The sequence below is a fragment of the Streptomyces bambusae genome (assembly GCF_020532645.1).
Taxonomy (GTDB): Bacteria; Actinomycetota; Actinomycetes; order Streptomycetales; family Streptomycetaceae; genus Streptomyces; species Streptomyces bambusae.
The window spans coordinates 1-26,413 of sequence record NZ_JAJAUZ010000003.1 but is presented as its reverse complement, the minus strand read 5'-3'; the positions used below and the strand labels follow the sequence as shown (position 1 = coordinate 26,413).

Annotated in this window: 26 protein-coding genes and 1 pseudogene; 12 read left to right on the top strand and 15 right to left on the bottom strand. The window is 73.1% G+C overall.

Going from position 1 to position 26,413, the window contains the following annotated elements:
* The first annotated feature begins 57 nt into the window (after positions 1-57).
* Together LG634_RS02805 and LG634_RS02800 are read left to right on the top strand one after the other, a co-directional pair.
* Positions 58-1,326: an MFS transporter gene (locus LG634_RS02805; protein WP_226731958.1), complete on the top strand. Its 1,269-nt coding sequence runs from the start codon at positions 58-60 to the stop codon at positions 1,324-1,326.
* On the top strand, positions 1,323-2,357 hold the full coding sequence (locus tag LG634_RS02800) for a TolB-like translocation protein (protein ID WP_226731957.1): 1,035 nt from the start codon (positions 1,323-1,325) through the stop codon (positions 2,355-2,357). Before LG634_RS02805 ends, LG634_RS02800 begins: the two co-directional genes overlap by 4 nt.
* 130 nt (positions 2,358-2,487) lie before the next feature.
* On the opposite strand, the gene LG634_RS02795 is transcribed toward LG634_RS02800, so the two are convergent.
* The 7 genes and pseudogenes from LG634_RS02795 to LG634_RS02765 all read right to left on the bottom strand — a co-directional run.
* Positions 2,488-3,360, bottom strand: coding sequence for a hypothetical protein (locus LG634_RS02795; protein ID WP_226731956.1), 873 nt, complete (start codon positions 3,358-3,360; stop codon positions 2,488-2,490).
* On the bottom strand, positions 3,357-3,728 hold the full coding sequence (locus LG634_RS02790) for a PadR family transcriptional regulator (protein WP_226731955.1): 372 nt from the start codon (positions 3,726-3,728) through the stop codon (positions 3,357-3,359). Before LG634_RS02790 ends, LG634_RS02795 begins: the two co-directional genes overlap by 4 nt.
* Positions 3,729-3,950: 222 nt before the next feature.
* A complete protein-coding gene (locus tag LG634_RS02785) occupies positions 3,951-4,850 on the bottom strand; it encodes an NmrA family NAD(P)-binding protein (protein WP_226731954.1) in 900 nt (299 codons plus the stop codon).
* Entirely contained in the window at positions 4,847-5,320 is a 474-nt protein-coding gene (locus LG634_RS02780; protein WP_226731953.1) for a hypothetical protein, read from the bottom strand. The genes LG634_RS02785 and LG634_RS02780 overlap by 4 nt, the downstream gene beginning before the upstream one ends.
* A gap of 104 nt (positions 5,321-5,424) precedes the next feature.
* The gene (locus tag LG634_RS02775; RefSeq protein WP_226731952.1) at positions 5,425-5,946 is read right to left on the bottom strand and encodes a MarR family winged helix-turn-helix transcriptional regulator; all 522 of its coding nucleotides are present in this window, start codon (positions 5,944-5,946) and stop codon (positions 5,425-5,427) included.
* Between the two features lie 95 nt (positions 5,947-6,041).
* Entirely contained in the window at positions 6,042-6,221 is a 180-nt protein-coding gene (locus tag LG634_RS02770) for a hypothetical protein (RefSeq protein ID WP_226731951.1), read from the bottom strand.
* Positions 6,222-6,358: 137 nt separating this feature from the next.
* Positions 6,359-6,493, bottom strand: a pseudogene (locus LG634_RS02765) (YfcE family phosphodiesterase); the annotation flags it as partial.
* Between the two features lie 103 nt (positions 6,494-6,596).
* Between LG634_RS02765 and LG634_RS02760 the strand changes: the two are divergent.
* Complete coding sequence (locus tag LG634_RS02760) at positions 6,597-7,658, top strand: right-handed parallel beta-helix repeat-containing protein (RefSeq protein ID WP_226731950.1); 1,062 nt, start codon at positions 6,597-6,599, stop codon at positions 7,656-7,658.
* A gap of 3 nt (positions 7,659-7,661) precedes the next feature.
* Here LG634_RS02760 and LG634_RS02755 read toward each other — a convergent pair whose 3' ends face one another.
* From LG634_RS02755 to LG634_RS02745, 3 genes are all read right to left on the bottom strand, one after another.
* The gene (locus tag LG634_RS02755) at positions 7,662-8,909 is read right to left on the bottom strand and encodes a threonine synthase (RefSeq protein ID WP_226731949.1); all 1,248 of its coding nucleotides are present in this window, start codon (positions 8,907-8,909) and stop codon (positions 7,662-7,664) included.
* A gap of 55 nt (positions 8,910-8,964) precedes the next feature.
* Positions 8,965-9,660 carry a nucleoside/nucleotide kinase family protein gene (locus LG634_RS02750; protein ID WP_264202648.1) on the bottom strand — a complete coding sequence of 232 codons (696 nt, stop codon included), beginning with the start codon at positions 9,658-9,660 and terminating at the stop codon, positions 8,965-8,967.
* Positions 9,661-9,732: 72 nt separating this feature from the next.
* Complete coding sequence (locus LG634_RS02745; RefSeq protein WP_226731947.1) at positions 9,733-10,473, bottom strand: NIPSNAP family protein; 741 nt, start codon at positions 10,471-10,473, stop codon at positions 9,733-9,735.
* 105 nt (positions 10,474-10,578) lie between these two features.
* Here LG634_RS02745 and LG634_RS02740 point away from each other — a divergent pair, with 105 nt between their 5' ends.
* The 3 genes from LG634_RS02740 to LG634_RS02730 all read left to right on the top strand — a co-directional run bounded on the left by LG634_RS02740 (position 10,579) and on the right by LG634_RS02730 (position 13,912).
* Complete coding sequence (locus LG634_RS02740; protein ID WP_226731946.1) at positions 10,579-11,589, top strand: helix-turn-helix transcriptional regulator; 1,011 nt, start codon at positions 10,579-10,581, stop codon at positions 11,587-11,589.
* 229 nt (positions 11,590-11,818) lie between these two features.
* Positions 11,819-13,363, top strand: a complete 1,545-nt coding sequence (locus LG634_RS02735; RefSeq protein ID WP_226731945.1) for a carboxylesterase/lipase family protein — start codon at positions 11,819-11,821, stop codon at positions 13,361-13,363.
* A gap of 117 nt (positions 13,364-13,480) precedes the next feature.
* On the top strand, positions 13,481-13,912 hold the full coding sequence (locus tag LG634_RS02730) for a hypothetical protein (RefSeq protein ID WP_226731944.1): 432 nt from the start codon (positions 13,481-13,483) through the stop codon (positions 13,910-13,912).
* A 20-nt stretch (positions 13,913-13,932) separates the two neighbouring features.
* On the opposite strand, the gene LG634_RS02725 is transcribed toward LG634_RS02730, so the two are convergent.
* Together LG634_RS02725 and LG634_RS02720 are read right to left on the bottom strand one after the other, a co-directional pair.
* Complete coding sequence (locus LG634_RS02725) at positions 13,933-14,712, bottom strand: class E sortase (protein ID WP_226731943.1); 780 nt, start codon at positions 14,710-14,712, stop codon at positions 13,933-13,935.
* A 254-nt stretch (positions 14,713-14,966) separates the two neighbouring features.
* Complete coding sequence (locus LG634_RS02720) at positions 14,967-15,896, bottom strand: hypothetical protein (protein WP_226731942.1); 930 nt, start codon at positions 15,894-15,896, stop codon at positions 14,967-14,969.
* 140 nt (positions 15,897-16,036) lie between these two features.
* On the opposite strand from LG634_RS02720, the gene LG634_RS02715 reads away from it, so the two are divergent.
* The 5 genes from LG634_RS02715 to LG634_RS02695 all read left to right on the top strand — a co-directional run bounded on the left by LG634_RS02715 (position 16,037) and on the right by LG634_RS02695 (position 22,307).
* Positions 16,037-17,056 (top strand): hypothetical protein, encoded by a 1,020-nt coding sequence (locus LG634_RS02715; RefSeq protein WP_226731941.1) that lies wholly within the window; start codon positions 16,037-16,039, stop codon positions 17,054-17,056.
* 100 nt (positions 17,057-17,156) lie between these two features.
* Positions 17,157-17,690, top strand: coding sequence for a VOC family protein (locus tag LG634_RS02710; RefSeq protein ID WP_226731940.1), 534 nt, complete (start codon positions 17,157-17,159; stop codon positions 17,688-17,690).
* Between the two features lie 95 nt (positions 17,691-17,785).
* Positions 17,786-19,162, top strand: a complete 1,377-nt coding sequence (locus LG634_RS02705) for a hypothetical protein (protein WP_226731939.1) — start codon at positions 17,786-17,788, stop codon at positions 19,160-19,162.
* 72 nt (positions 19,163-19,234) lie between these two features.
* Positions 19,235-21,976 carry a hypothetical protein gene (locus LG634_RS02700; protein ID WP_226731938.1) on the top strand — a complete coding sequence of 914 codons (2,742 nt, stop codon included), beginning with the start codon at positions 19,235-19,237 and terminating at the stop codon, positions 21,974-21,976.
* Between the two features lie 82 nt (positions 21,977-22,058).
* Positions 22,059-22,307 carry a hypothetical protein gene (locus tag LG634_RS02695; RefSeq protein ID WP_226731937.1) on the top strand — a complete coding sequence of 83 codons (249 nt, stop codon included), beginning with the start codon at positions 22,059-22,061 and terminating at the stop codon, positions 22,305-22,307.
* A 203-nt stretch (positions 22,308-22,510) separates the two neighbouring features.
* Here LG634_RS02695 and LG634_RS02690 read toward each other — a convergent pair whose 3' ends face one another.
* The 3 genes from LG634_RS02690 to LG634_RS02680 all read right to left on the bottom strand — a co-directional run bounded on the left by LG634_RS02690 (position 22,511) and on the right by LG634_RS02680 (position 24,974).
* Positions 22,511-22,768 (bottom strand): TetR family transcriptional regulator C-terminal domain-containing protein, encoded by a 258-nt coding sequence (locus LG634_RS02690; protein WP_226731936.1) that lies wholly within the window; start codon positions 22,766-22,768, stop codon positions 22,511-22,513.
* Between the two features lie 47 nt (positions 22,769-22,815).
* The gene (locus LG634_RS02685) at positions 22,816-23,661 is read right to left on the bottom strand and encodes an endonuclease/exonuclease/phosphatase family protein (RefSeq protein ID WP_226731935.1); all 846 of its coding nucleotides are present in this window, start codon (positions 23,659-23,661) and stop codon (positions 22,816-22,818) included.
* 149 nt (positions 23,662-23,810) lie between these two features.
* Complete coding sequence (locus LG634_RS02680; RefSeq protein WP_226731934.1) at positions 23,811-24,974, bottom strand: acyltransferase family protein; 1,164 nt, start codon at positions 24,972-24,974, stop codon at positions 23,811-23,813.
* A gap of 336 nt (positions 24,975-25,310) precedes the next feature.
* Between LG634_RS02680 and LG634_RS02675 the strand changes: the two genes are divergently transcribed.
* Positions 25,311-26,351 carry a vWA domain-containing protein gene (locus tag LG634_RS02675; RefSeq protein WP_226731933.1) on the top strand — a complete coding sequence of 347 codons (1,041 nt, stop codon included), beginning with the start codon at positions 25,311-25,313 and terminating at the stop codon, positions 26,349-26,351.
* The last annotated feature ends 62 nt before the right edge of the window (positions 26,352-26,413 follow it).

Here is a 26,413-nt window from a genome sequence, read left to right as displayed (position 1 = left end):
GCGGCGGGGCGGGGTGGCAGGCGTGCGGTCCCCATCCCCAGCGGAGGTCGTCACCCCGTGTATCTCTCCACGATCGGCAGGACCGAGCTGCCGCCCGACGCCGGCGGGCCCGGCCGGCGCCGGTGGCACCTGGTCGGGGGCAATGTCCTCGCGCTCGGCACCGTCAGCCTGATCACCGACATCTCCGCGGAGATGGTCACCGCGGTCCTGCCCCTGTACCTCGTCCTCGGCCTCCAGCTCAGCCCGGCCGCGTACGGCGTCCTCGACGGGCTCAACACCGGAGCCACCGCCCTGCTCCGGATCGCCGGCGGCTACGCGGCCGACCGGGTCAGCCGCCGCAAGGCCGTCGCCGGCGCCGGATACGGCCTGTCCGCCCTCGCCAAACTCGGCCTGGTCGCGGTCGGCAACTCGGTGTCCGCCATCGGCCTGGTACTGGCCGCCGACCGGGCCGGCAAGGGCCTGCGCACCGCCCCCCGCGACGCCCTCATCACCCTGTCCGCACCCGAGCACGCCCTCGGCCGGGCCTTCGGCGTGCACCGGGCGATGGACAGCATCGGCGCCTTCGCCGGTCCCCTCGTCGCGCTCGCGGTCCTGACGGCAGCCGGCCAGTCGTTCGACGCCGTGTTCGTCACCAGCTTCTGCATCGCCGCCCTGGGCGTGCTGGTCCTCGTCCTCTTCGTGCGCGACCACCGCCAGGCCCGCCCGCCGGCCGGCACCGTCTCCCCGCGCGCCGTCGGCCGGCTGCTGCGGGACCGCCCCGTGCAGCGCCTGGTGGCCGCCGCCTGCCTGCTGGGGCTCGCCACCATCGGCGACGGCTTCGTCTACCTGCTGCTCCAGCGCCGCGAATCGCTGTCCGTGGGCTGGTTCCCGCTGCTCGCCGTCGGCACCAGCCTCTCCTACCTGATCCTCGCGGCCCCCCTCGGCGCCCTTGCCGACCGGGTCGGACGGCTCCCGGTGATGCTCGGCGGCTACGGCGTACTCGCCGTGGTCTACCTCCTGCTGCACGGCCCGCTCGGCGGCCCGGCCCTCCTCGTCCTGGTCGTCGGCCTCAACGGCGTCTTCTACGCCGCCACCGAAGGCGTGCTGATGGCCCTCGCCGCGCCCGTCCTGCCGGAACGCCTGCGGACCACCGGCATCGCCCTCATCCAGAGCGGGCAGGCCATCGCCTACCTCGGCTCGTCCGTGCTGTTCGGACTCGCCTGGCAGGCGTGGGGACCGGCCGCCGCGAGCCGGGGGGCCGCCGTGTGCGTGGTCGTCGGCGCCCTGGCCACCGCGTTCCTGCTGATGGCCAAGAACTCCCCTGAAAGGCAAGGTACTTCCTCGTGAACGGCCCCAGCCGGCGCGTCCGGATCCTCGTCACGGCGATCGCCGCCGTACTGCTCGCGGCCGTCGCCACCACCGCCGTGGTCGTCGGCCGCCAGAACGCCGAACCCGCGGGCGGCAGCGCGAGGGGCCGCGCCGGCACGGCCGCCGATCCGGTCGCCGGGGCCGCGGCGGACGTGCACTTCCCGCCCGGCACCCGGCTCGACGCCCTCAGCAACGGCCTGCTGTCGACGGTCTCCCTGACCGACCCGGCCGGCCCGCGCACCGTCACGACCCGGCGCTGCGACCGCGCGTACACCGCGGGCGGCACCACCTCCTGCCTCACCCCGGCCGGCGCCCTCAGCGCACCCGAACTCCTCGTCCTCGACAAGGAGTCCAAGGTCCGGCACAGCATCGACCTGACCGGCCTCCCCAACCGGACCCGGGTCTCCCCCGACGGCAGCAAGGTCGCGTGGACCCTGTTCGTGGGCGGCGATTCGTACGCCGGCGGCGGCTTCTCCACCCGCACCGGCATCCTGGACGTACGCTCCGGGCAGCGCATCGACTCCCTTGAGGAGTTCGCCTACTTCCGCGACGGGCGGCGCCACCGCGCCGTGGACATCAACGTCTGGGGCGTCACCTTCGCCGCCGACCCGAACCGCTTCTACGCAACGGTGTCCAGCAAGGGCGTCCGCTCGCTGGTGCAGGGCGACCTCGCGGCCAAGACCCTGCGCGCCCTCGCGGACAACGTGGAATGCCCGTCCCTCTCCCCCGACGGCACCCGCATCGCCTTCAAGGAGGCGATCGGAGCGGACCCCGCCAAGGGCTGGCGCCTCACCGTCCTCGACCTCGCCACGCTCCGGCGCACCCGCTCCGCCGAAGCCCGCTCCGTCGACGACCAGCCGGCCTGGCTCGACGACAGGAACCTCGCCTACGGCCTCCAGCGCCCCGACGGCACCAACGACGTCTGGACCACCCGGGCCGACGGCACCGGCAAACCGGCCGTCCTGGTCGCGGGCGCGAACTCCCCGGCGGTGCTCCCGGCCGGCTCGTGAAGCGGCACTGTCAGACCCCCGTCGTACGGTGACGGCATCATCAGACCGGATCTGCTGGCTGCGGTCCCTGGTGCTCGGCCCCGTCCGGATCCCCGTCCGGACGGGGCTTTCCCGTCTGCGGCAGCGGTCGCTACGCGCGGCCCCGTGACGCACGGCGCGCGCGCCTGCGGCGTACCGGGACCGCTGCGGCGGTGACCGCCAGGGCGAGCAGCAGCGGGGCGGCGAGGACCGGGCCCGTGGGGACGGCGCTCAGGATGACGGGCAGGCCGGCCAGCAGGACGGCGGGGGCCGTGGTCAGGCGCGCGAAGGCGGGACGGCCGGCCAGGGCCAGGAGCGCGACGGCCGGTACGGCGAACCGGAGCGGGACGAGGAGGGCCGGCAGGGGGACGAGGACCAGGGCGGTGGCCAGCACGGCCGTCCATGCCACGACGGCGACCAGGCCGGCGGTCGTGCGGAAGCGGGGCAACGGCCGCAGGTCGGGCGGGCAGAGCAGGGCGGACAGGGCGAGGAGCAGCGGGAGGGTGCCGAACAGGCCGATGTGCGCGAGGGCACCCGCGCCGCCCAGCCGGGTCGCGTCCGAGGCGGTGGCGGTGAGCAGGCCGAGGAGGGCGGTCCAGGTGCCCGCCGGCCAGCGGCCGGCCAGCGCGAGGGCCGCGCCCAGCAGAGTGGCGAGGTGCGCGGCCGCGACCAGGAGGAGGAGCGGGCCGAGGGCGGCGGGGCCTCCGGTGACCTGCGCGGTGCGGAGCAGCAGTCCGGACCAGCCCATCGCCTGCAGGCCGACCGCCACGAGGGCGAACGGGGCGAGGGCGGCCAGGCGTTGGCCGGTGCGTCCCGCCGAGGACAGCCCGAGGCGCATCCGCAGGGCGTGTCCGGCGACGTCGGCGGCTTCGCGCAGCCGCGCCGGGCGGCCGGCGTCCTGCGTGGCCTCGTGGTAGGCGAGGGCGATCTCGTCGCCGAACTCCCGGCGGTAGGCGGCCGGGTAGAGCCTGAGCAGGGCGGTCATGCGGTCACCGGCCCGCCGGTCGTGCCGGTCGCACCCGCTGCACCCGTCGCGCCGAGCTTCAGGCGCCGGGTGGCCTCCTGGGCGGTGTGGGCGATGCGGGCCGCCTCCGCGGCCAGGACCTCGCGGCCCTGCGGGGCGAGGGTGTAGCTGCGCCGGCGGCGGCCGTCGACCACCTGCTCGTCGTGGACGGCGATGAGTTCCTGATCGAGGAGCCGCTCCAGGGCCCCGTACAGCGTGCCGGTCCGCATCTTCAGGCGGCCTTGCGAGATCTGCTCGACCTCCTGGGCGATCGCGTACCCGTGCCGTGGCGCATCGGCGAGCGCCGTGAGGATGAGCAGCGTCGGCTCACGCAGAGCTTGATCGTTCATGCGGCCACCATAGGTCGGCGACCGGCATATGTCGAGTACCGACCTATGGGGGAGGCCGCGCCCGGAACGGCCCGTGGGCGGCTCCCCCGCCGTCCCGCACCTGTACGTGGCGGACGTCGACGCGGTGTTCGCCGCGGCCCTCGCCCGCGGGGCGAAGGAACTCCGGCCGGTGGGGCGGCGCGCGTGCGGTGTGCATGAGCGCCGCCGCCCTCCGGCCGTGGGTTACGGCGCCGCCGGCGGCCCGGCGGGCGCGGCGCCCGCCGTGAACACCGCCCGGTGCTCGTGCAGGAAGTCCGGCAGGGTGCGGGCCGGCCGGCCCAGCACCTCCTCGACGGTCCGGTTGGCGGACTCCGGCCGCGAGACGGCCAGTTGCTGGATCTCGACGACGTGGCGGGCCAGCCAGTCGGGCATCCCGGCCGCGTTCAGCAGGTGGTCGTGGAACGCGTCCGGGGTCAGGTCGACGTAGCGTACGGTCCGGCCGGTCGACTCCGAGAGCAGCGCGGCCACTTGGTGCTGGGTGTACGCCCGGGGGCCGGTCAGCGTATGGGTGGCACCGGCGAGGCCGGGACGGAGCAGGATCTCGGCGGCCACCTCGGCGATGTCCCGTACGTCGACGTACGTGCAGGCCGCCTCGCCCAGAGAGCCGATCAGCACGCCCTCGGCGATGCCAGGCGCACCGAGCAGCAGCTTCTGCATGAACGCGTACGGCCGCAGGACGGTGCCGGTCATCGGGGAGGCGGCGAGCCGGTCCTCGATCCGCCGGTGCCCGCGGGAGACGGCCACCGGGGAGTCGGGTTCGGCCGCGGGGGCGGAGAGCTTCACGACGTGCCGGACGCCGCTCGGCTCGGCCGCATCCAGCACATTGCACTCCAGTTCGACCTGACGCGGCCCGTTGGCCATGGCGAGGAAGAGCTGAGTGCAGCCGGCGAACGCGGAACGAAGGGACTGCGGGTCAGCGGCGTCCGCACCGACGACCTGCACCAGCGTCCGGGCGGAGCCACCCAGCGCGGTGCGCAGGGCCTCGGGGGTCCGGGTGACGGCGCGGACGGGGACGCCGCGGGCGACGAGGTGCCGGAGGAGTGCGCCGCCGGTGGCGCCGGTGGCGCCCATGAGGGTGATCACGAGGATGCCGCCTCTCGTGCGGTGGTGTGCTCGGGCTGCCGGGCGGTGCCGTGCCGGCGCCAGCCGGTGACGGCGGCCGCGATGGCGGCGGAGAGCGGGAGGTCCGTACGGAGCCGGTCCGGCCAGTCGGGGTCGGGCAGGCCGACGTACTCCGGCAGCCATCCGGCGGCCAGCCAGCCGGCGGGGGCCGCGAGCGCGGCGGCCAGCAGGGCGAGTCCGGCGGCGAACAGCGGCCGGGGCAGGTTCGGCGGCATCCGGCGGGACCTGCTCTTCAGCCATCCGCCGACGATGGCCGTGACCAGGGCCGATGTGCCGGCGATGGAGGTGACGGCCGCCGCAGTGAGGCCGGGGCGGCCACCGAGGACGCCGCCGAGCCCGGCAGTGAGCGCGGGGGCGAGGTAGGCGATCAGCACATCCCTCCAGAGGGTGACCGGGCGGGCGGCGGGTGGGCGGCTGCGTGTCCTGCTCATGCTCATGCGGCTCCTTCTCATCATGTAATTAGGAAGCTAACTATCAGGGCAAAGGAAAGGCGACGCCCCGACGGGGCAGTCGCCGTCCGGTACCGACACCCCGCCTACGGATCGGTCAGGGCGCCGATCCCCCGCGTGATGCGCTCCAGCAGGTCGAGGAACTGCCCGCGTTCCTCGACGGTCAGCCCGCCGACCAGCGCCTGGAGGCGTGCGAAGTGGTCGCCGGCCATGTCGCGCAGCCGCTGGGCGCCGCGGGCGGTGAGGACCACCACGCTGCCGCGCCCGTCCTCGGCGGACGCCCGGCGCGCGACCAGCCCCTCCCGCTCCAGGCCGTCGACCAGCCCGGTCACGGTGGCCCGCGAGACGCCGAGGCTCTGCGCGAGCCGCGACGGTGACTTCTCGCCGTCGGCATCCTCCAAGTCCACCAGGACCCGGTAGCGCCCGGCGGACAGCCCGGACCGCGAGAAGTGCACCTCGGACGCCCGGTCCAGCCGCGCCCCCGCATCCATCAGCCGTACGGCGACGAGCACCGACTGCGGATCGGCGTCGAGCCCGTACCGCTCGACCTGCCGCCGCGCCTGCTCCAGCGTGGGCGCGGCCTCCGGACCCTGCGGTTCACTCCTCATACGAAGTAATATGGCAGCTAACCAAATGCCGGTCAAGGCGTGATGCACGTCAGGCTGTGGGGCACGTCAGGCACGGGCGCACCTGAAGGGCACCGTCACATCTCCTCCGTGTCCTCCGGCACCCGCTTGGCGCCGTCGTCCCCCTTGGCCCGGACGTCCTTGGGCGTGGGCGACGTGATGTTCCGCTCCTCCGCGGACCGCTCACGCGCCTCCCGCCCCGGCCCGGCCCCCTCACCCTCGTGCTTCTCGATGTTCCCCCACGCTTTCCTGCCCACGGCACAACCCCTCTCGCGGATGCGCACCCATGGCCGTACCCATGGCGTGCCTACCCCCCGCGCCTGCCCGCCTGCATCGCACTCACACCCGGCCGCTTCACCTGCGGCGGCCCGACCACGACAGCCCACCGGTGCCCTCAGGCACGGGGCAGGCGGTGCAGCTGCACGGCGGCGAGTCGGCCGGCCGCCACCTCTGCGGTCAGGTACGTGCAGGCCGACTGCCGGCGGCGGTCGGTGGGCGAGCCCGGGTTGAGCAGCCGCAACCGGTCGCCCGGGCACGCAGGCCCGAGTGGCGGGTCGGCCGTGCATCGTCCGGGGGACCCGTTCCGCGCGTACCCGGACGTGTGCTCAGCCGATTTCCCTACGTTGAGCGCCATGTCCCGATCCAGAACCGGCGCCCTCACCGTCGCGGCCGCCACGCTCGCCACCGTGTTCGCCCTGCCGGCGCCCGCCGCCCACGCGCAGCAGTTCGTCCCGTGCAGCGCGAACTCCCTCAGGTCCGCCATCAACCTCGCCAACGCCATCCCCGGCCCGGCGGCCCTCTTCCTCAGCTCCGGCTGTACCTACACCCTCACGGCACCCGACAACCCCGGCAACGGTCTGCCGGTGGTGACCAGCGACATCAGCATCCTCGGCTCGGGCGCCACCATCCGGCGCCAGTCGGCGACCGACTTCCGGATCCTCAAGGTCACGGGGACCGGCGGCCGCCTCACGCTCAACAATCTCACGATCCGCGACGGCCGGGACGCGAGCGGCGGGGAGGGCGGCGGCGGGATCGCCGCCTTCGGCGGAAGCACCCTCACCCTCAACTCGGTGGAGGTGACCCGCAACTTTGCGGGCGCGACCGGGCCCGGCGGCGGCATCGTCAGCTACGGCACGCTCAACCTCCGCAACAGCACCGTGAGTTACAACATCACCACGAACAATGGCGGCGGCGTCTACACCGAGGGCACCACGAGCATCTCCAACACCACCATCACCGGCAACACCGCCAAGGACTTCGGCGGCGGCCTGGACGCACGGGGCAGCATCACCCTCACGGGCAGCCGGGTGACCGACAATGCGGCCCGGTTCGGCGGTGGCGGCATCAGCGCCTTCCAACTGACCGGAACGGTCACGGACACCCTCATCCGCGGCAACTCGGCAGCCGAGAACGACGGCGGTGGTCTGGAACACCACGCCTCCACGCTCACCCTGGAACGCACCACCGTGTTCGCCAACCGGGTGCTCAGCTCCGGGGCGCGCGGCGGTGGCGTGGCCAACGGCTCCGGCTCCACCCTGACCATCCGGAACGGCTCCGTGACCCACAACTTCTCCAACACGGCAGCGGGCGGCATCTTCAACGACGGCGGCACCGTCACCCTCACCGCCACCCCCGTGACGGACAACTTCCCGACGAACTGCTCCCCGAGCGTGATCATCGGCTGCACCAACTGAGCCCTACCCCAAGGCCGCCCGTACGGTCTCCCAGTCGGCCGGCATGGGCGGGTGGCGGGTGTCGCGGGACGCGGTCGCGATGTCCTTGAAGCCGCTGGACGTGACGATGCACACCACCGGACCGTCGTCCGCCCCGGCCTGTCCCGAGCTGCGCTGGGCGGCGAGTCCCGCGACGGACGACAGTTCACACCACAGTCCTTGGCCGGCCAACTCTACCTGGGCCGCGGCCATCTGATCATCAGTCAACACATGTGCCGCGCCACCGCTCTCCCGTACCGCGATCACCCCGCGGTAGCCGCTCACCGCGCAGTCGATGGCGTACGCGTCGCTCTCCCCGACCGGGACCTTCGCGGTGGGGCGGCCGGTGCGCAGGGCGGTGGCCAGGGGCGCGCCGGCGGCGGGTTCGCAGGAGTGGATGCGCGGCACCCGGCCGACGAGGCCCAGGAGTTCCAGCTCGTGGAACCCCTTCCACACGCCGAAGAGCAACTCTCCGTAGCCGGTGGGCACATAGACGTCCGAGGGCACCTCGCCGAGCTCCAGGAACACCTCGTACGCGATCGTCTTGTAGCCCTCGGGGCCGAAGGGGTGGCCGGTGTGGGAGTCCGGCGTGAAGTTGCCGACGGGCTGGTAGCCGAGCTCGTCGGAGATCCGCCGGACCAGTGGCCACACCGCCTCGCGGGGCGCCACGGTGAGGACGGTCGCCCCGTACGCCCGCAGGAACGAGGCGACCGCGGGCGGCGCGTCCGGGGAAGAGAAGACCGCACAGCGCAGCCCGGCCCGGGCGGCGTAGGCGGCGGCCGACGCGCCGTGGTTCCCGGACGACGACACGACGATGCCCGGTGCGCCGGACAGCAGGGCCGCGCTGACGGTCACCCTGTTGAGCCGGTCCTTGTGGCTCCAGGTGGGGTTGCGCGACTCGTCCTTGATCCAGGTCCCGTCGTCCAGCCGCACCAGCGGGGTGTTCCCCTCGCCGAGGCCGGGCGCGGCCAGCGGCGGCAGCAGGGGGGCCCACCGTTCGAGCCCGTGCTCGGCGGGCCGCCCGAACAACTCGCCCGCCGCGACGTCCTCGTAGGCATAGGCGATGTCGAGCGGTGCCGGCGTCCCGTCGGCCAGCACGGTCTTGGGGCAGCCGCCCAGCCGTACCGGCAGCAGCGGGTGGACCACGGCGGGATCGGCCGACGACCGCTGCCCCACCGCCCGCGAGCCACCGTCGTCGCCGCCCTTGGATGCGCTCCCGGCTGCATGCTTCATGTGTCCATGCTCACACGGCAGTTGGCGGCGCGCAGGCCGTTCCGGCGGGTGGGGGCTACCCCGGATCGACCACCAGATCCGCCCGGTGCCGGGTGCCGGCGATGAGGCCGGCGTTGGCGGCGTCCGAGCGGGAGACCCAGGCCCGGGCCTGGGCCTGGGGTTTGCCGTGGTGGACGTGCCGGGCGACGAGCCGTTCGGTGCGCAGCGCGTCGTCCGGCTCCAGGTACCAGGTCTCGTCGAGGAGGGGGCGTACGTGCCGCCACTCGCCCTGGTCGTACAGGAGGTAGTTGCCCTCGGTGATGACGAGGGGTACGGGCGGCTCCACGGGGATGCTGCCGGCGATCGGCTCTTCCAGGGAGCGGTCGAAGGCGGGGGCGTAGACGGCGGCGGGGCCCGCTTCGCGCAGGCGGCGCAGGAGGGCGGCGTACCCGGCCGCGTCGAAGGTGTCGGGGGCGCCCTTGCGGTCGGCACAGCCCAGGCGTACGAGTTCGGCCTGGGCCAGGTGGAAGCCGTCCATGGGGACCACGACGGCCGTGCCGGGGCCGAGGGCCTCGGCCAGGCGGGCGGCCAGGGTGGACTTGCCGGCGCCGGGCGGGCCGGTGATCCCGAGGATGCGGCGACCGCCCCGGTCGGCCAGGGCGCGGGCCCGCACGAGCAGCTCCGTCATGTCCACGGGCTCATCCTGCCGCAGAACCGGCCGACGGACGGTTTCGCAGCCCAGCCGGATCGGGTGCACGGCTCTGGAGGACATCGGCTCTGCTCCGCCACGTGGCTCGGCGGCGCGGTGCCCGAAGTGCGCAGGTCCCGTCGTACGTCCCGTTCTTCAGCGGATGAGTGAGCGGACCGTCGGCGCCAGCCTGAGGAGCCGGGGAGCTGCGGTCTGCACCGACTCGATGGCGGGAAGAACCTCGTCGCGTAGGAAGGGATCGCTCAGTGCGCGGGCGAGGTGGCGGTGATGAGCGCTCTCGTCCGGGTACGAGGTGAACACCGCGACGACGTTCTCCCCGGTGCGCACCGGGAGCCGGGGGAACGTGTTGGACGCGGGCTCGGTGACGAGTACCGCGAGGGGCGCGGGCCCCGTCTCCCGCAGCACGGGGACGAGACCGTCGTGGATCAGTGCGGCGCCGTCCTGGTCGCCCGGTGGGAAGTGCCACAAGGCGGCGGCAACGAAGCGATCCGGTGCCGCGGCGCCTTCCTCCGGCCGTTGGGACGGGGAGACCGCGAAGCCGTTCCGGGCCGGCAGCGGTCGCAGCAGCAGGACATCGTCGGAATCGGCCATGGTGGCGTTGGCCCGGGGGCCGTGCGCACTCCACACAGGTCCGCCGTAGAAGGCCGACAGTGCCTCCCGTCGCGACTCCATGTCCGTGAAGCCGCGCAGCCAGACGAAACGGTCCGGATCGTCGAGGTCCCGGAACTGGCCAAGGATGATCATCCCGGTCGCCTCCTGGGTTTCGATGAACTCCCGGTCGAACAGCTCGATGAGCTCGTCCCGGTGGCCGGGGCGCAGGGTGTACTGGCGCAGCTCGATCACGGCGGGGCGGCCGGCGGGTTCGGTTGCGGACACAGCGGACTCCTCGTTCGTGTTCTCGGTGCCGGGTGGGCCGGCCTGCCCCGACGGTAGGGCCGATGTGTGCCAGGACCTGGCAGTGTTTCGGAGCAGAATCCTCGTATGTCTGCCGACCGGTTGCTGTCGATGATGCTGTTGCTCCAGACCCGTGGCCGCATGTCGGCCCGGCGGCTCGCCGACGAGCTGGGGGTCTCCGTGCGGACCGCCTACCGCGATCTCGACCGCCTGCAGGCGTCAGGGGTGCCGCTCTACGCCGAGCAGGGCCGCACTGGTGGCTATCAGCTGCTCGACGGCTACCGCACGCACCTCACCGGGCTGAGCGAGGGTGAGGCCAGGGCGCTGTTCCTCGCCGGGTTGCCCGCGCCCGCCGCGGATCTGGGTCTGGCCTCGGAAGTGGCGGCAGCGAGGCTGAAGTTGCTGGCCGCCCTACCGGCCGCCCTCCGCGAGGAGGCGACGCGCACCGACGCGGTGTTCCATCTGGACGCCCCCGGCTGGTACCAGGAGACCGATGCGGTTCCGTTCCTGCCCTTGCTCGTGGACGCGGTGCTCACCCGGCGTGCGGTGGACGTGCGCTACCGCCGCTGGCGCGAACCGCAGGAGGTGGACCGGCGGCTGCACCCGTACGGCCTGGTGCTCAAGTCGGGCACCTGGTACCTCGTCGCTGCGGTCGACGGCAGGGCCGGTACCTTCCGGATCGCGCAGGTCCTCGACGCGGTGGTGACGGGCGAGCACTTCGAACGGCCCGAGGACTTCGTCCTGCGTGAGTACTGGGCGACCTACCTGGACGACTTCCAGGGCCGTCGTTACACGGGCACTGCCACCATCCGGCTCTCTCCGAGGGGGCGCAGGAGGCTGGCCGACAACGTCCCCCCTGAGGTGCTGCGGGCATGCGAAGCCACCGCGGCCCCGGTAGGCGACAACGGCTGGATCGAGGCCGTCATCCCGACCGAGAGCACCGGGCATGCCTGCGGAGAACTGCTGCGGCTCGGCGCCGATGTCGAGGTCGTCGCACCGGACGAACTGCGGCGGGCCATGACCGACGCCGTGACCGCACTCGCCCGGATCTATGCGCACGGCCGACCGGCCGCCGGGCCGCCACAAGCGAGTTCGTGACAGAAGCCACGGAGGTACCCGCGCCGTAGGCCTGGGAAGCGCAACCCATCCGGTTGCGCGGCCGGGGCGGAAAACGGGTGGCCCGGGTCCGGCGTCGGTGGCACGATCCGCCGTGTCGTACGGGCCCCCGCGCCCGCGGGCGGGCACGGTGGTGCGGCGGGGCCCGGTACACCGGCTCCGGCGCGGGCCCGCCGGCCCGCCGCCCCATCCCCGCCGAGAGGAAGCCTTCGTGAGCGCCGCAGCATCCAGCACGTCCCAGCCCGCACCCGTGACCGTCACCACCACGGCCGGTGCCGTACGCGGAAGCCGGGCGGGACGGCCCGGCATCGCCGCGTTCCTCGGCATCCCGTACGCGGAACCGCCGGTCGGCCCGCTCCGGTTCGCCGCGCCGCAGCCCGCCCGGCCCTGGGACGGCGTCCGGGATGCGGGCGCGTACGGCCCGCCGCCCCCGCAGGCCGGCGCCCTCGGCATGGACGTGCTGGCCGGCGGCGACGCGGACGAGAGCTGGCTGACCGTCAACGTGTGGACACCCGAGCCGGATCCCGGCGCGCGCCTGCCGGTCCTGGTGTGGATCCCGGGCGGAGCGTACGTGATCGGCACGGCCGCGCTGCCGGAGTACGACGGCGCGCTGCTGGCCTCCGGCGGGGCGGTGGTCGTGACGCTCAACTACCGTTTGGGCATCGAGGGGTTCGCCCTGCTCGACGGGGCGCCGGCCAACCGCGGTCTGCTGGACCAGGTCGCCGCACTGGAGTGGGTGCGCGACAACATCGCCGCGTTCGGCGGGGATCCGGACCGGGTGACGGTCTTCGGACAGTCGGCGGGCGGCGGTTCGGTCGCCGCACTGCTGGCCGTGCCGCGGGCGGCGGGGCTGTTCCGGCGGGCGGTGGCACAGAGCGTGCAGGGCACGTTCTTCTCCCCCGAGCTGGCGGCCGACGTCGCCGCCGCCTGCGCCGCCGAGCTGGGGCTGCGGCCCACGGCGGCGGATTTCGCGACGGTGCACCCGGCACGGCTGCCCGCCGCCGGTGACGCCGTCTCGGCGAAGATCGCCGGATGGCGGGACCAGTGGGGGCCGATCACGTCCCGGCCGATCCCGTTCGCCCCGGTCGTGGACGGCGAGGTGCTGCCGGTCACGCCCTGGCAGGCCCTCGCGGCCGGCGCGGGCCGGGACGTCGGCCTGCTCGTCACCCTCGCCCGGGACGAGCACCGGCTGTTCAGCCTGATCGACGGCGTCCTGGGTCAGGTGTCCGAGGAGCAGGCGGACACCGCGCTGCATCTCCTGGCCCCGGGTCCGGACGGTGCCCGCCGCTACCGCGAGGCCCAACCGGGCGCCGGACCGGAGGAGTTGTACGAGCTCGTCAACTCCGACTGGCTGTTCCGCATGCCGAGCCTCTTCCTCGCCGAGGCCCAGCGCGCGGGCGGCGGCCGGGTCCACGTCGCCGAACTGACCTGGTCCGCACCGGGGCTGGGCGGGATCCTCGGCGCCTGCCACGGGCTCGACGTGCCGCTCGTCTTCGGCAACCTCGCCGCCGGCCAGCCCGCGGCCCTGATCGGTGACCTGCCGAACCCGGAAGCGGAGGCGCTGTCCGCGGCCATGCGCACGGCCTGGACGTCGTTCGCCGCGCACGGCGACCCCGGCTGGCCCGCGTACGAGGCCGGACAGCGCCTCGTACGCCTCCTCGACGTGCCGCCGGCCGTCGCCGCCGACCCCGAGGGGCCCTCGCGCCGGCTGTGGCAGGACCACGCGTTCGCGCCGCTGCCGCTGATCACGGGGTGAGGGCGGGGCCCGGCGGGAGCGGGAGCCGCGGTAGAAAGGGGTGCGGGGCATGAACGGGCGCAGGCGCCGGGCAACCTTCGCCGTCCGGCACGCGTCCAATTGATCATGATGGATGCAATGGACGTCGACGACCTCCCGGACGCCGAGGACGAGGGCGAGCTCCGGCCGGGGCCGCTGTGGCGGCACGCCCTGTGGGTGGTGGGCGTCACGGTCGCCGCGCTCGCCTTCAGCTGGTTCCTCTCCGAATTCCGCCTGGGCCCGCCGGACTTCGGTATCCCGCCCGCCGCGCCGGGCTCCCCGTGGCCCCTGCTCGCCCTCGGCGGCGTGACCGGACTGGCCGCGCTCGGTCTGCTCCGCGCCACCGCCGCCCGCACCGTCGTCTACGCCCCGGCCCGCGTCGGCTTCGTCCTGGTCGTGGCCGGCGTCCGCCTCGCGCTGGCCTTCCGCCCGGAGGCGCCGGTCCTCGCGGCGGGCGCGGCCGCGGTGATCGTGGGCGCAGCCGTGTGGTCGGGGTACGCGGTGTGGACGGCGCGCCGGGCCGGGGCGTAGCGACCAGGGCCCCTGCCGGCTTACGCGGCCGACGCGGGCCGCGTGGCGACCAGGACACCGATCTTGTCGATGCGGTGCTCGGGGTTGCTGCGGTCGTCGCGCCAGAAGTTGCCCGCGGCGTTGTCCTCGGGTGTGGCGCAAGTGGAGATCGTGATCATCGCCCGGGTGGGCCTGGCACCCGGGTCGCCGGGCACGGCGGCGCGCTGCTCGGCGAGCGAGCGTTCCGACCGGAACGAGGTCTTCCTGGTGGCGGTGATCCGGTACTCGTACACCGTTCCGCCGGCCGTCACGTACACGGGGTCGCCGACGTCGAGCGAGGGCAGGTCGCGCAGTGGGCCGCCGGCGGACAGCCGGTGCGCCGTGACCAGGTAGTTCCCGATCTGGCCGGGCCCGGCGCCACCGCGTGCGCCGTACGGGCTGGCCGCGAGGCCCCGGTCCTGGATGCGGGTCCCGGGCCAGTCGTCGGTCGTGCCCTCGTACGGGACCACGCGGAGGCTCTTGAGCCCGATCTCCGGTATGGAGAGCACACCGGTCCGGGTGGGCCGCCCGCTCGTGCCCGGCGCGGGCGTCGGGGTCGGGGTCGGGGTCGGGGTCGGCTTCGCGGCGGGGACGGTCGCGGGCGTCCGAGGCGGGGCCGCGGCGGGAGCGGTCCCGGGCTGCATCGACGGGGACGCGACGGCGGCGGGCCGGGCATCGGCGCGCGCCGCGTCGACCCCGGTGGAGCAGCCGACGAGAGCGGCCGCCACGGCGGTGGCAGCGACGGTGGCGAGAGCGGCGGGAACAGTTCGGTGGCGCAGCATGGCATTCCGGATCTGGAGCCGGGCGGTCACACCCCGCAACGGGATTGACCTCTATCGGGCAAAACGACGGTAGCCGACCAAACATTTCCCGAACATGCCTCGCGCACGTGAGGTCGACCATTCCGCCCGCCCCCGCCGCGGCCTGGCAGGCCGGGCACCGGGACCGCACGAGCTGGTCGTCGGTCCCCACGAGTCACCCCGTCTCTCACCCGCATCGGCACGGGCCGGGCACCGGTCACCAGGCCGGGCACCGGTCACCCACTGCGCTTCGCCGCTGCGGCACGCTCCCCGTGCCGCCTGCCCAACCGCTTGAGCTTCCGGCGGACCCGCTCGCCGGCACCGTCGGGATCCGGCTCGCCGACGGCAGCCGCCGCGCGGCTCCAGCTCAGCTCCGGGTCACCGGCCCAGGCGCGGGCGACGCGGGCCTCCGCCGGGGTGAGGCCGCGGAGCACCGGCAGGATCCGGCCGTCGCCCGGTTGCGCGGCCTGCAGGGAATCCTCCGGCAGCCGGGGGTCGACCGCGAGATCGGCCAGCGTGAGGGTGGCCGTGAGCGGGCTCTCCAGGAGGCCGACGCGCCGCCCCAGGACCCGGTGGTCCCACACCGGCTTCCACCGCTGCCGCTCCGCGGTCACGTACGCGTGCAGGATCCGCAGCAGCTCGGCATCGGCCAGGAGGCGCCCGAGCTGGTGCACCCAGTCGCCGAGCAGCGCATCGACCACCCACTCCCGGCACTGCTCCGGCCTCCGGACCCCCAGCACGTTCCGGGCGAAGGCGTCGACGGCCGCGGCATCGCCCTCGATGGCGGCGTTCCGCGCGGCCAGGGCGCGGCCCGGCACGAGACGCGGGGCGCACGGCAGCCACTCGGAGAACAGCTCGACGTGCCACGAGCACGGGCTCCACGGCCAGTCCGGCTCGTACGCACGCGCCGAGATCCACATCCGCCCGGCGCACCAGCGGATCACCGGATGCGGGAACTCGAACTCCTCCGCACCGGTCACCAGCCGGTCCGAGCGCCCGAGGAGGAAGTCCCGCAGGAGCCCCCAGAAGCTGCTCTCCGGCTCCTGAAGGGTGGACTCGTCACCACAGCTCGCGGCCCGGTCGGGCACCAGCCACCGACCGGCCACCCGGCCGAGCGCGTCGCGCAGGAACAGGGGGGCAGCGCAGGGGGCAATCGCAGGGGTCATGCAGGTCTCCTCACCGTTCGTGGGGGAATCTCCCCCACCTCTCGGCGTGCCGGAGTCCCGAACCGGCAAAGAATCTTGGAAGGACCGTCCAGCCCCGTTGTCGGCACCCGTTGTCAGCACCAACTGGCAAGATCACGAACATGAATTCCCCGACCACGCCGCCACGGCCGTTCGACGTCACGGCGGTCTTCCCGGACCTGGCTCCACTGGCCCGCACCGCGACCCGCCTGCACCCCCGCCCCGGGTCTCCGTCACCCCACGACAGCTCCATAGGCGGGCCGCTGCTGTGGCCCGCCGACGAGCCGTGGCCGCACTGCGACGGACCCCACGTGGTGGACGGGATCAATCCGGCACTGTCCCCGGCGGACGTGCGACTGGAACGGCGGATACGTGCGGCCTCGCGCGACAGGAGCCTGACTCCCGAGGAACTGGCGACCCTTGAGCGGATCCGTCCCCCGCGCACGTACCCGGTGAAACTTGCGGTCGCCGCGTACGAGGGCCCCATCGCGATGCTTCCGGTCGCGCAGCTGTACGCACGGGAGGTACCCGACCTGCCCGTGCCCGAAGGGGCAGACGTGCTCCAGGTCCTGTGGTGCCCCTTCGACCACCCGATCATGCCCAAGACGGCCCTGTTCTGGCGGTCGTCCGCCACGGTCACCGACGTCCTCGTCACTCCCCCCGAGCCGCCCGCCATGCAGTTCGACGACTACCTCCCCGAGCCGTGCCTGCTCACGCCGGAGCAGGTCACCGAGTACCCCGACCACCTGGAGCTGAGCAAGGAACTCCAGGCGCGGCTCGCGGACTGGGGTGCGTGGCAGGAGGCCGGCGTGGACGTGAGCTGCGTCTACGCGCCCTACCCGCAGGAGACCTACGACAACGAACTGGCCGGCGCCCCCGGCTGGAAGGTCGGCGGCTGGCCCCTCTGGGGCGCCACGGACCCGTCCCCCCGGCTCTGCCCCACCTGCAACAGCGACATGGACGCCCTCCTGACCATCGCCACCTTCGAAGCCGGCCCCGACAGCACCTGGCACCCCCACGACCAAGCCACCCACTCCCACCCCAGGCAGCCCACCGCAGTCCAGATCGGCAGCGGCTACGACCAACAGCTCTACATCTGCCCGGCCTCACCCCACCACCCCCACCTGGAACTGATGCATTAGCGGGTCACCTCGCGGCCATCGCACATTTCGGCTCATCTAGGCCGGGAATCGTCCTACTTGGGGCCTAAGGTCGTTCCATCGTGAAGGACCGGACGAAGGGATGAGAGCGATGAGTGGTGCTGCACCCGAGGGGTACACCAGCGTTGCGCCGTGGGTGGTCACCGATGACACCGGTGCGCTGCTCGACTTCATCAGTGCCGCGTTCGGCGGGGAGGAGCTCGCGCGGGTGCCGGTCGAGGACGGCAGCATCGGGCACGGGGAGATCCGGGTCGGCGACACGGTGGTGCTGGCCTTCGACCGGCGGCCGGACTGGCCGGTGATGCCCTCGCTGCTGCGGGTCTACGTTCCTGACGCGGACGCCGCCGTGGCGGCTGCGGTCAGGCACGGGGCGCAGGTGATCACCGAGGTCGTCGACAGCGCCTGGGGGGATCGCGGCGGCCGGGTGCGGGATCCGTTCGGCAACATCTGGTGGGTGACGAGCCGGGTCGAGGACGTCGCACCGGACCGGGCCTGGGAGCGCATGTCCGAGCCGAAGTACGCCGATGCGATGCGCGTGGCCCAGGAGACGCTGGACGCCGCACTGAGCGGCCGGAAGTCGGGGGTGGCGAGCGCCCCGCAGCGCCCGACCGCCTGAGGCCGGCGCACGCGCCTCCGGATCCCCCCGGGCTTTCGACCCTGTCGGACCCGTCCGTCATGATGAAGGGTCATCAGAATACGGACACGGGGGGCGTGTTGGAGAGCGCGGCGGAGACGGAACCGGACGAGCTGCCGGTGCTGCGGCGGCCGGCGGCCGAAGCCGGGGACGGGACGGGGGCAGAGACAGGGGCAGGAGCCCGGTACCTGGGCGGCATCCACCACGCCCGCGACCGGGAGCAGAGCGAGGGCGCGTGCGAGGAGCACTTCGCCGGGCTCTGGCGGACGGGCGAGGGCGTCGTCGCCGTGGTCTACCCGCTGGAGCCCATGTTCGCGGAGGCGGCGGAGCTGCTCGACGTGCACACGGCGGCCGGCACCATCGTCGTCGTCAAGCACGCGTACGCCCTCGACGGGCCCGAGCTCGGCGCCGTGGACCGGGCGCGCCCCGACCTGGCGTACTCGCCGTCATGGGCCGAACTGTCCGCGCACCTCGGTGCCCCCGCCCCCTGGTGGCCGTCCGCGCTCCGGCGCCCGGCCCACCTCACCGCCTGGCGGCCCGGTGACGAGCCCCGGCCGGTCGAGGTGGTCACCCACCCGTCCTGGGAAGCGCTGTACGCGTTCGCGGAACGGGAACCCGCCGGCTCCGCCGTCCGGCGCGCCTGCTTCACCATCGGGCACCGCATCCGGGCCGGCACGTCCGAGTCGGCGTCGAAGCGCATGGAGAACCTCCGCGACTGGGCCGAGAAACCGGGCGAACCGTTCCCCATGGTCTTCCCGGCCGTCCCGGACACCGACGACCCCGGTCTCGCCGAGGTGGCGGCGGACGACGTCGTCGCAGCCGGCCTCGCGGCGCTCTGCGCGCGTACCGACGACGCGGCGGTGGAGTGCCTGGAGGATGTCAGCCTCTGGAGCGGGGAGGACCTGCCGTACGGGGGCACCTTCAACCTGATGCGCACGGACGTCACGCGAGCCGCCGCCGAGTGGATCAACCGCCTCCGGCAGGTGCACGCGACCGCCCTGCACCGGGTGGAAGGGGCGGACTACGACACCGTGGGCACCTTCGTCGACCCGGTGACCGGAAGCCCGGTGGTCGCGGTGAAGGGCAAGTTCCTCCACCGCGACACCCACGAGATCACCTACATCGGGCGTGCTCCCAAGCGCCTGCCCGCCGGGTCGGTCCTCAAGGAGGTCGTCCTCGACGACCCGGTCTGGATCCGCACCACCGACGGCACCGTCTATCCGGCCCCCGCGATGGACGCGCCGGGGCTGGCCTGGGGCTACCGCGGATCCGGCCCGCTCACCCTCGCCGAGTGCATCGGCCGGCTGCTCGACGACGGGGCCGCCCACGCCGTCACGTACGACGACGACGGCAGGAGCGAGGAATCCGGGCTGAGCGCGCTCTTCGTGAAGGACCTCCCACGGGGCACCCGCATCAGCCGCCGGGAACTCGAACGCGCACGCAACTCGGCCTGACCGCGCACGAGCCCCGCACGCACCCGCTCACGCCGCCCCACCCCGCACGTACCAGGAAAGGCCCGCGCACCCATGCCCCGACGGCGCCCGCGCCCCACGTGGCAGGTCGCCGACTTCTTCGCGCTCGAACGCGAGTCGGAGGTGTACCTGGCCGCCGTCGACGCCTGCCTCGCCGAGCCGGCCGTCGCCCGCCGCCTGGGCGTCCGGCCGCAGGCGACTGCAGAGAACGCCCGGGCCCACATGTTCTCGGAGGCCAACGTCGAGCGGGCCACCGAGCCCTCCCGGCAGGCCCAGAACCGCTACCGCACCCTGCTGGAACAGGGCGAACGGATGCAGGCTCGGCTCGACTACCTCCGCGACGGCACCCATCCGGCCAGCGTGCTCCTCTGCACGGTCACGGCGCTCGCGCTTCTGCTCGCGCCCTTCGCCCCATGGACCACGGCCCTGCCGCTGGTCGCCCTGCCACTGCTCACCGCCGCCGCGATCCGACAGCATCCGGTATGGCGCATGAGCGTCGGCTTCAACCTCCGGCGCTGGGCGCTGGCACCGCGCGCCCGCCTCCTGGCGAGGCGGATCGACTGGGCCGAAGCCGCCTGGAGCCGCAGCCTCCTTGACGACGGGGTGCGCCCGCTGGTCTCCCGCGTGGTGGAGGCGCTGCTCGGCAAGGACCCCGACTCGCTCCTCCTCGCGGACAGCTACGACGGCCTGCGCTCGCCCCGCAATCCGCAGTACGTGGTCGAGAGCCGGGCCGCCCGCAGCCTCGCGGGCAAGATCACCCAGCTGGAGGGCGGCGGCACCATCGCCGTGAGCGGGTCCCGGGGCGCAGGCAAGTCGACCCTGCTGGAGGCCTGCGCGGCCGAAGCGGGCGTGGCGGTCGTGATGCAGGCGCCCGCCACGTACTCCCCGTACGACTTCCTGCTGTCGCTGTACGTCAGGACCTGCGAGGCGTACCTGGTCGGGCACGGCCAGGTACCTCCCGAGTTCGTCAGGCTGTCGCCGTTCCGGCGAGCGGCACGCACCCTGCTCCCGGCCCTGCGGAGGGGGAGCCTGCTGCTGGCGTTCGGGGCCGCGTCCGCGGCGCTGGTCGTCCTCGGTACGGCTGCGGGCATCCAAGCCCTGGTCACGCGGTACGGGGGTGCCGTCGGCGGACGGGTGACGGACCTCGGGGACCGCTTCCTGGCGGATCCGGTGCTGGGCGCGTGGCGGGGGGAGCGGATCGGCACGGCCCTCCTCTTCGCCCTCGCGGGTGTACTGCTGTGGCGGCTGCGGCGGTGGTCGCGTTGGGAGGACATCCGGCCACGCGCCGCGCGCGCGGTGACGGCGGGCGGGGGGCTGCTGGCTCTGGGCTCCGTCGTCTCGCTGTTCCTCGACAACGACGTGCAGGCTGCTTGGGGGAAGTTCCCCCTCGGGGAAGACCCCTTGGTGTTCCTGGCGGGTTTCGTACTGGGGCTGGTGGCCACGAAGTTCTCCGAGCTCCAGACCCGCCGGCAGAAACAGGCAGCGTCCGTCTGCATCCTGGGTTCGGTGGTCCTGCTCTTCTCCCGGCCCTTGCCACAGGCCATCGCGACCGACCCCGACAACCCCGTCCGCCTCGCCGGTCTGCTTCTGGGAGTCCTCCTCTACAAGGCGGCCACCCGGACCCCGGTCTCGCCGTCGCCCCTGGTGAGCGCCTGCCGCGACGAGCTGTACCGGCTGCAGACGATGCAGACGGCCTCCTCCGCGATCACCGCGGGTCCGCCGCAGTTGCTGACCGCGCAGACCACCTCGCTGTCGTCCCTGCCGCCGAACTTCCCCGAGCTGGTCGCCGACTACCGGGACCTGCTGGAGCGGATCGCCGAGGAGCAGCACCGGCAGGGGCAACGGGTCGTCATCGCGATCGACGAGGTGGACCGGCTGGGCTCCGACACGCAGGCGCTGGCGTTCCTGAGCGAGATCAAGGGCGTCCTCGGCGTGCCCCACGTCCACTACCTGATCTCGGTCGCCGAGGACGTCGGAGCCTCCTTCGTGCGCCGCGGGCTTCCGCACCGCGGGGTCACCGACAGCTCCCTGGACGACGTCGTGCACGTGCCGTCCTGCACGCTGGAGGAGTCCAAGGCCATCCTGGAGCGGCGCGCACCCGGGCTGCCCGAGCCCTTCAAGGTGCTCACCCACTCCCTCTCCGGCGGCGTCCCCCGGGACCTGATCCGCTACGGCCTGCGGCTGGACGAAATCGCGACCAACACCGGCCTCGTGGAACTCACCGACGTCGCAAGCCAGTTGATTCTGGAAGAGCTCGCCGACACGTTGTCCGGCTTCCGGACGCTGCTGAGCAAGCAGCGCTGGACGCCGCGCAGCAGCACGGTCCTCGTCACCTTCCGGACCCTCGTCGGCCGGCTGCCCCCGCCCTGCCCCTGCGTGCCGGCCGAACTGCGGTCGGCCCTGGAGCAGGTCGCCTTCCACGACCTCGGCCGACAGCTGGGCGAGGCAGCTGCGGCGGAAGTACCCGACGAGGCACGCGAGTTGATGGACGAGGTGTCCGCGTACGTCCTCTTCTCGCTCACCCTCCTCGACGTCTTCGGCACCGGTGACCTCGCCCACCGCCGCAGCCGGGCGGCCGCACGCGGCCCGGCCGGAGACCTCGAACTCCTCGGTCAGGCACGTCAGGAACTGGAAGTCTCCCCGTACAGCGCCCGCCACCTGATCACCTCCATCCGCACCACCTGGCACCTCCCGGACGAACACACCACCGGCCACACCACCGGCCACGTCACCGGCCACACCGCCCTCCCCGCCCCCCGCAGCGAGGACTGCCCCCGCCACCCGCGCGTTGCGTAGAAACCCGTGCGGAACGATTCCTCCCCTCGCCGCCTCCTTCCGGTGCCGGAATCCACGCACGGACGGCGACCGCATCGAGGCCGTGGCCCGCAGCACGTACGGCTTCCGCGCCCACCTGCGCGGCTACCACCGCCCGGGCTGGTGCTGGCTCCAGAGCCGCTTCCTGATCATCGGCGTGGCCGCAGCCCCAACCCCGGGCAACCACACCCGCATCGCCCTGACCGGCGGCCCCCGCATCCCCACGCGCGCCGCGGTGATCCCCTTCGGCACCACCCGAGAACTCTCCCGGGCCGCCGACCGCCTGACCGCCCGCTTCCCCACCCGCCCCTGACCGCTCACCCACCGCGACACCGACGCACCGGCGCAGGCGCAGGGGCGCACTGACCCACGCACTGGCGCACCCAACTCCGAACGCCAGTCGCTTCGGTCGCTTCAGTCGCTGCGGGGGGCGGCCGCCGGATGACGTCCGGCACCGCCGCGCGTGCGGGCACGGGAGCGGCAACCACCCTCCGCACAGGGGCGGTTGTCCGCTCCCTACCTCGCGTACTGGCGGCACTCACCGGTGAACACGGCGGCGAGTTCCGCATCGAGCAGCGGTGCCACGAGCCGGGCCGCCGGCACTCCTTCGACGCCTTCGGGCTCGCGGTAGACCTGGAGCGCGAGGCCTTCCATCACGGCGGCCGGCCGTACGGCGGCGGGCATCGGGTCCAGGCCCGCGTCGACCTCTCCGCACTCCTTGCCGTTGCGGACGGCCCGCGCGCACCACGCCTCACCCGCGCACAAACCCACCACCGGAATTCCCGGCCCCGTACAGCTCCTGCCGGCGTGACCCGAGCGGCTCAGCGGGTGCCCACGGCCACGTCTGCGTAGACGAGGTGGTGGTCCGAGTACGGGGTCGGGACGACCCGGTGGGCGGTCGCCGCGACGCGGCGCAGGAAGACGTAGTCGAACTTGAGCTCCCAGTCCGTCGTCGGCGCACAGCGGCCGGTTTCCGCAGGGCGGCAGGCGGGGTCGGCGTCCGTGGCCAGGGTCCACATCCCGGCGAGCTCCGGGGCGTACGGCACGGCGTTGAAGTCGCCCAGGACGATGGCGCGTTCGTACTCGGCCACCAGCGGGGTGAGCACGCGGGCCTGGGCCGCGCGCACCAGCTCCTGCCGCCGCTGGGCGAGATGGGTGTTGAAGACGCGTACCGGCCTCCCGTCGACCGTGGTGGTGACGGCCATGTAGCCGCGGTCCTCCGAACCGCCGTCGGGGTACTCCGCGGTGACCACGTCCGTCATCGGCGCGGCCGACAGCAGGGCCTGGCCGTAGCCGCCCGGGTGCCAGGGGACGCCCCCGCAGCGGCCCCAGTTCCGCAGCACCGGGGCGTACTCGACGTGATAGGTCAGCCCGTACAGGCTCTTCAGGTAGTACCGGATCTTCTCGACGTCCCGTACGCAGGCCTCCTGCAGGCCGACGACCTGGGGTGCGTACGTGGCGATCTCGGCGGCGCGGTCGACGTTGCTCTTGCCGCAGGGGTTGCAGATGTTCCACGTCATGACGCGGTTCGGCACGATCTCGCCGGCCGCTCCGGCGGGCAGCGGCCGGTCGTGGCGTTCGCCCTCCGGCGCGCTGGGACCCACGAGCGCCACACCGGCCACGACCACGGCCGCCGCGAGCCACCGCATCCCCCTACCGAACACCATCGCGCCCTTCCGCCGTCTCGCCTGCTACGCGTGAGACTAGGGGACGGGACCTGCGCGGGGCGCCGGAGGCCCGTACGACGGCGGCGCGGTGCCCGCCCGGGCCGGCGGGGCGGGAGCGCGGCCCTGCCCCGGCCCCGGGAACGGACCTGCTACCGGCGCCCGGCCGGCTCCCCCGCGTCCCGCCGGAAGGCCCACTTCATTTCCGGTTCTGTGACGCACTTCATCACCCGCCGCACCGGCGGCGTGCACAGCAGCGTCATGATCCCCGTCATCCCCACGGTCACCACGACCCGGCCGCCCGGCGTGGCCAGCCACGGGTGCGCTTCGAAGAACCCCGTGTACTGCGCGCCGCGGACGAGGAAGCCGTGCAGGACGTACCCGCAGATGGTCCCGGCGCCGAGCACCGTGAACCAGTGCCGGCGGGCCGGCACGAGCGCGAGGAACGCGGCGACGAGCACCAGCGTGCAGCAGAAGAAGACGCTCGCCCGGAACAGCCCGGGCAGCCACGCGTGCCCCATCTCCTGGACGCTCCGCGACCGGTAGACCCAGTTCATCGGGATGCTGGGAGTCACCCAGTACGTGAACGGCAGCGCGCCGACGAAGACGAGCGCGGCCAGGACCCGCGAGGCGCGCCGCCGCAGGAACTGGAAGTGCTCGGGCTTCATGCACAGACCCAGTACGAAGAACGGCAGGAATTGCAGGACCCGTACGAGGTCCAGCGTCGGACCGATGCCGGGTGTGACCAGGGCGGCCGCCGCGACCACGAGCGACACCGCCAGCGGCCACCGCATCGCACGCCACAGCGGGGTGGTCAGCCGCCAGATGAAGAGCGCGATCAGGAACCACATCAGGTAGAAGGGCGTGAGCAGGCTGATCGGCTTCTCGGGGTGCCCGGTGCCCCAGCGCGCGAAGAGCGTGTACGCGACCTCGAACACGACGTAGGGGAGTGCGACTCCGGTCAGGAGTCTCCGCACCTGTTCGGGGCGCCCGCTGTAGCTACGGGACAGATAGCCGGATATGAGGATGAAAACGGGCATGTGGAACGTGTAGACGAACATGTAGAGGGCCCGGGTCGCCCGGCTGCCCTCGACGACGTACGGCCAGATGTGGCCGAGCGCCACCAGCAGGATGGTCAGGTACTTCACATTGTCGAAGTACGGGTCCCGCGGGGCGGCCCGCCGCTGGACGACCGGCCGTACCGGGGCGTGCGCGCCCGCGCCCACCGCGGTGGCGGCGGCGGCCCCGACCGTGGCCGTGGCACCCGGGGCAGCACCGGCCCGGGTGCTGGTGAATTCTTGCGCAGGAGAAAGCATTCGAGGACCATAACCCGGCGTTTTTCGCATGCGAAACGGTTGTACGACCTCGAATAACGATTCCGCATACATGCGGAAACGAACTGTAATTCCATCGCCGGAATCATCTCATCCCCTTGAGGGGAGGATGTGACCGGGTCCCCGGACCCTTTCCACGATCCGCCCCGCGGCCACGGCTCCCGAGCCGTCCCCCGGCCCGTCCCCGGACCCGCCGCCGGGCCGGCCTCCCGCCCCGCTGCCGCACGGCCCCCGCCGCCCCGAGGCCGATTGTCAGTGGTGGGTGCGAGGATCAGAGCATCAAGTCGCAAGACGGGTATCGGGGATCGGGGAACAGTCATGTCCGGAAACCAGAACTACATCAACCACGTTGCTCTCGTGCTGGATGCCAGTTCGTCCATGTCGCACCTGAGCGGCAAGGTGGTCGAAGTCGCCGACCAGCAGATTTCCTATCTGGCGCGCCGGTCGCAGGAACTCGACCAGGAAACCCGAGTGACGGTGTACGTCTTCTCGAACGAGGTGGAGTGCATCATCTACGACAAGGACGTGCTGCGCATGCCGTCCCTGAAGCAGGTGTACCGCACCGGGGGAATGACGGCCCTGCTGGCGGCGACGCTGAAGTCCCAGCGGGAGCTGGCCCAGACGGCCCAGCTGTACGGCGACCACAGCTTCCTGACGTTCGTGCTGACCGACGGTCAGGAGAACGCCAGCCACCGCTGCACGGACACGATCTCGCGGAAGCCCGCCGACCTGGTGAAGGCCGTGGCTCAGATGATCCAGACGCAGGAGGACAACTGGACGCTGGCCGTCCTCGTCCCGGACCAGATGGGCAAGCGCGAAGCCATGCAGTGCGGCTTCCCGAAGGACAACATCGCCATCTGGGACGCCACGAGCACGGACGGTCTGGCGGAGGCCGGGCAGGTCATCCAGGAGGCCACCGAGAAATTCATGGTGGGCCGGACCAAGGGAATCCGTGGTTCGCGCGCGGTGTTCTCGACGGGCGCCGATGCGGTGAACAGCAAGACCATCGAGGCGGCCGGTCTGACGCCGATGGACCCGTCGGCCTTCCGGCTGATTCCGGTGGCGCGTGATGCGTCGATCCGGGAATGGGTCGTCGAATCCGGGCTCACCTACCGGACGGGCTGCGCTTTCTACCAGTTGAGCAAGTCGGAAAAGGTCCAGGCCCGCAAGCAGATCGCCGTGCTGGAAAAGAAGACGGACAAGGTGTATTCGGGTCCGGAGGCTCGCGCGCTGCTCGGTCTGCCGGACGCGGAAGTCCGCGTAAAGCCGGATCACAACGACGACTTCACCATCTTCGTGCAGAGCACCAGCGTGAACCGGAAGCTGGTGCCGAGCACGCGGCTGCTGGTGATCAACTGACACGGCAGGAGCCCCGCCGGTGGACGGACCGGCGGGGCTCCTCGGCTCGGCGGGTTACTTGA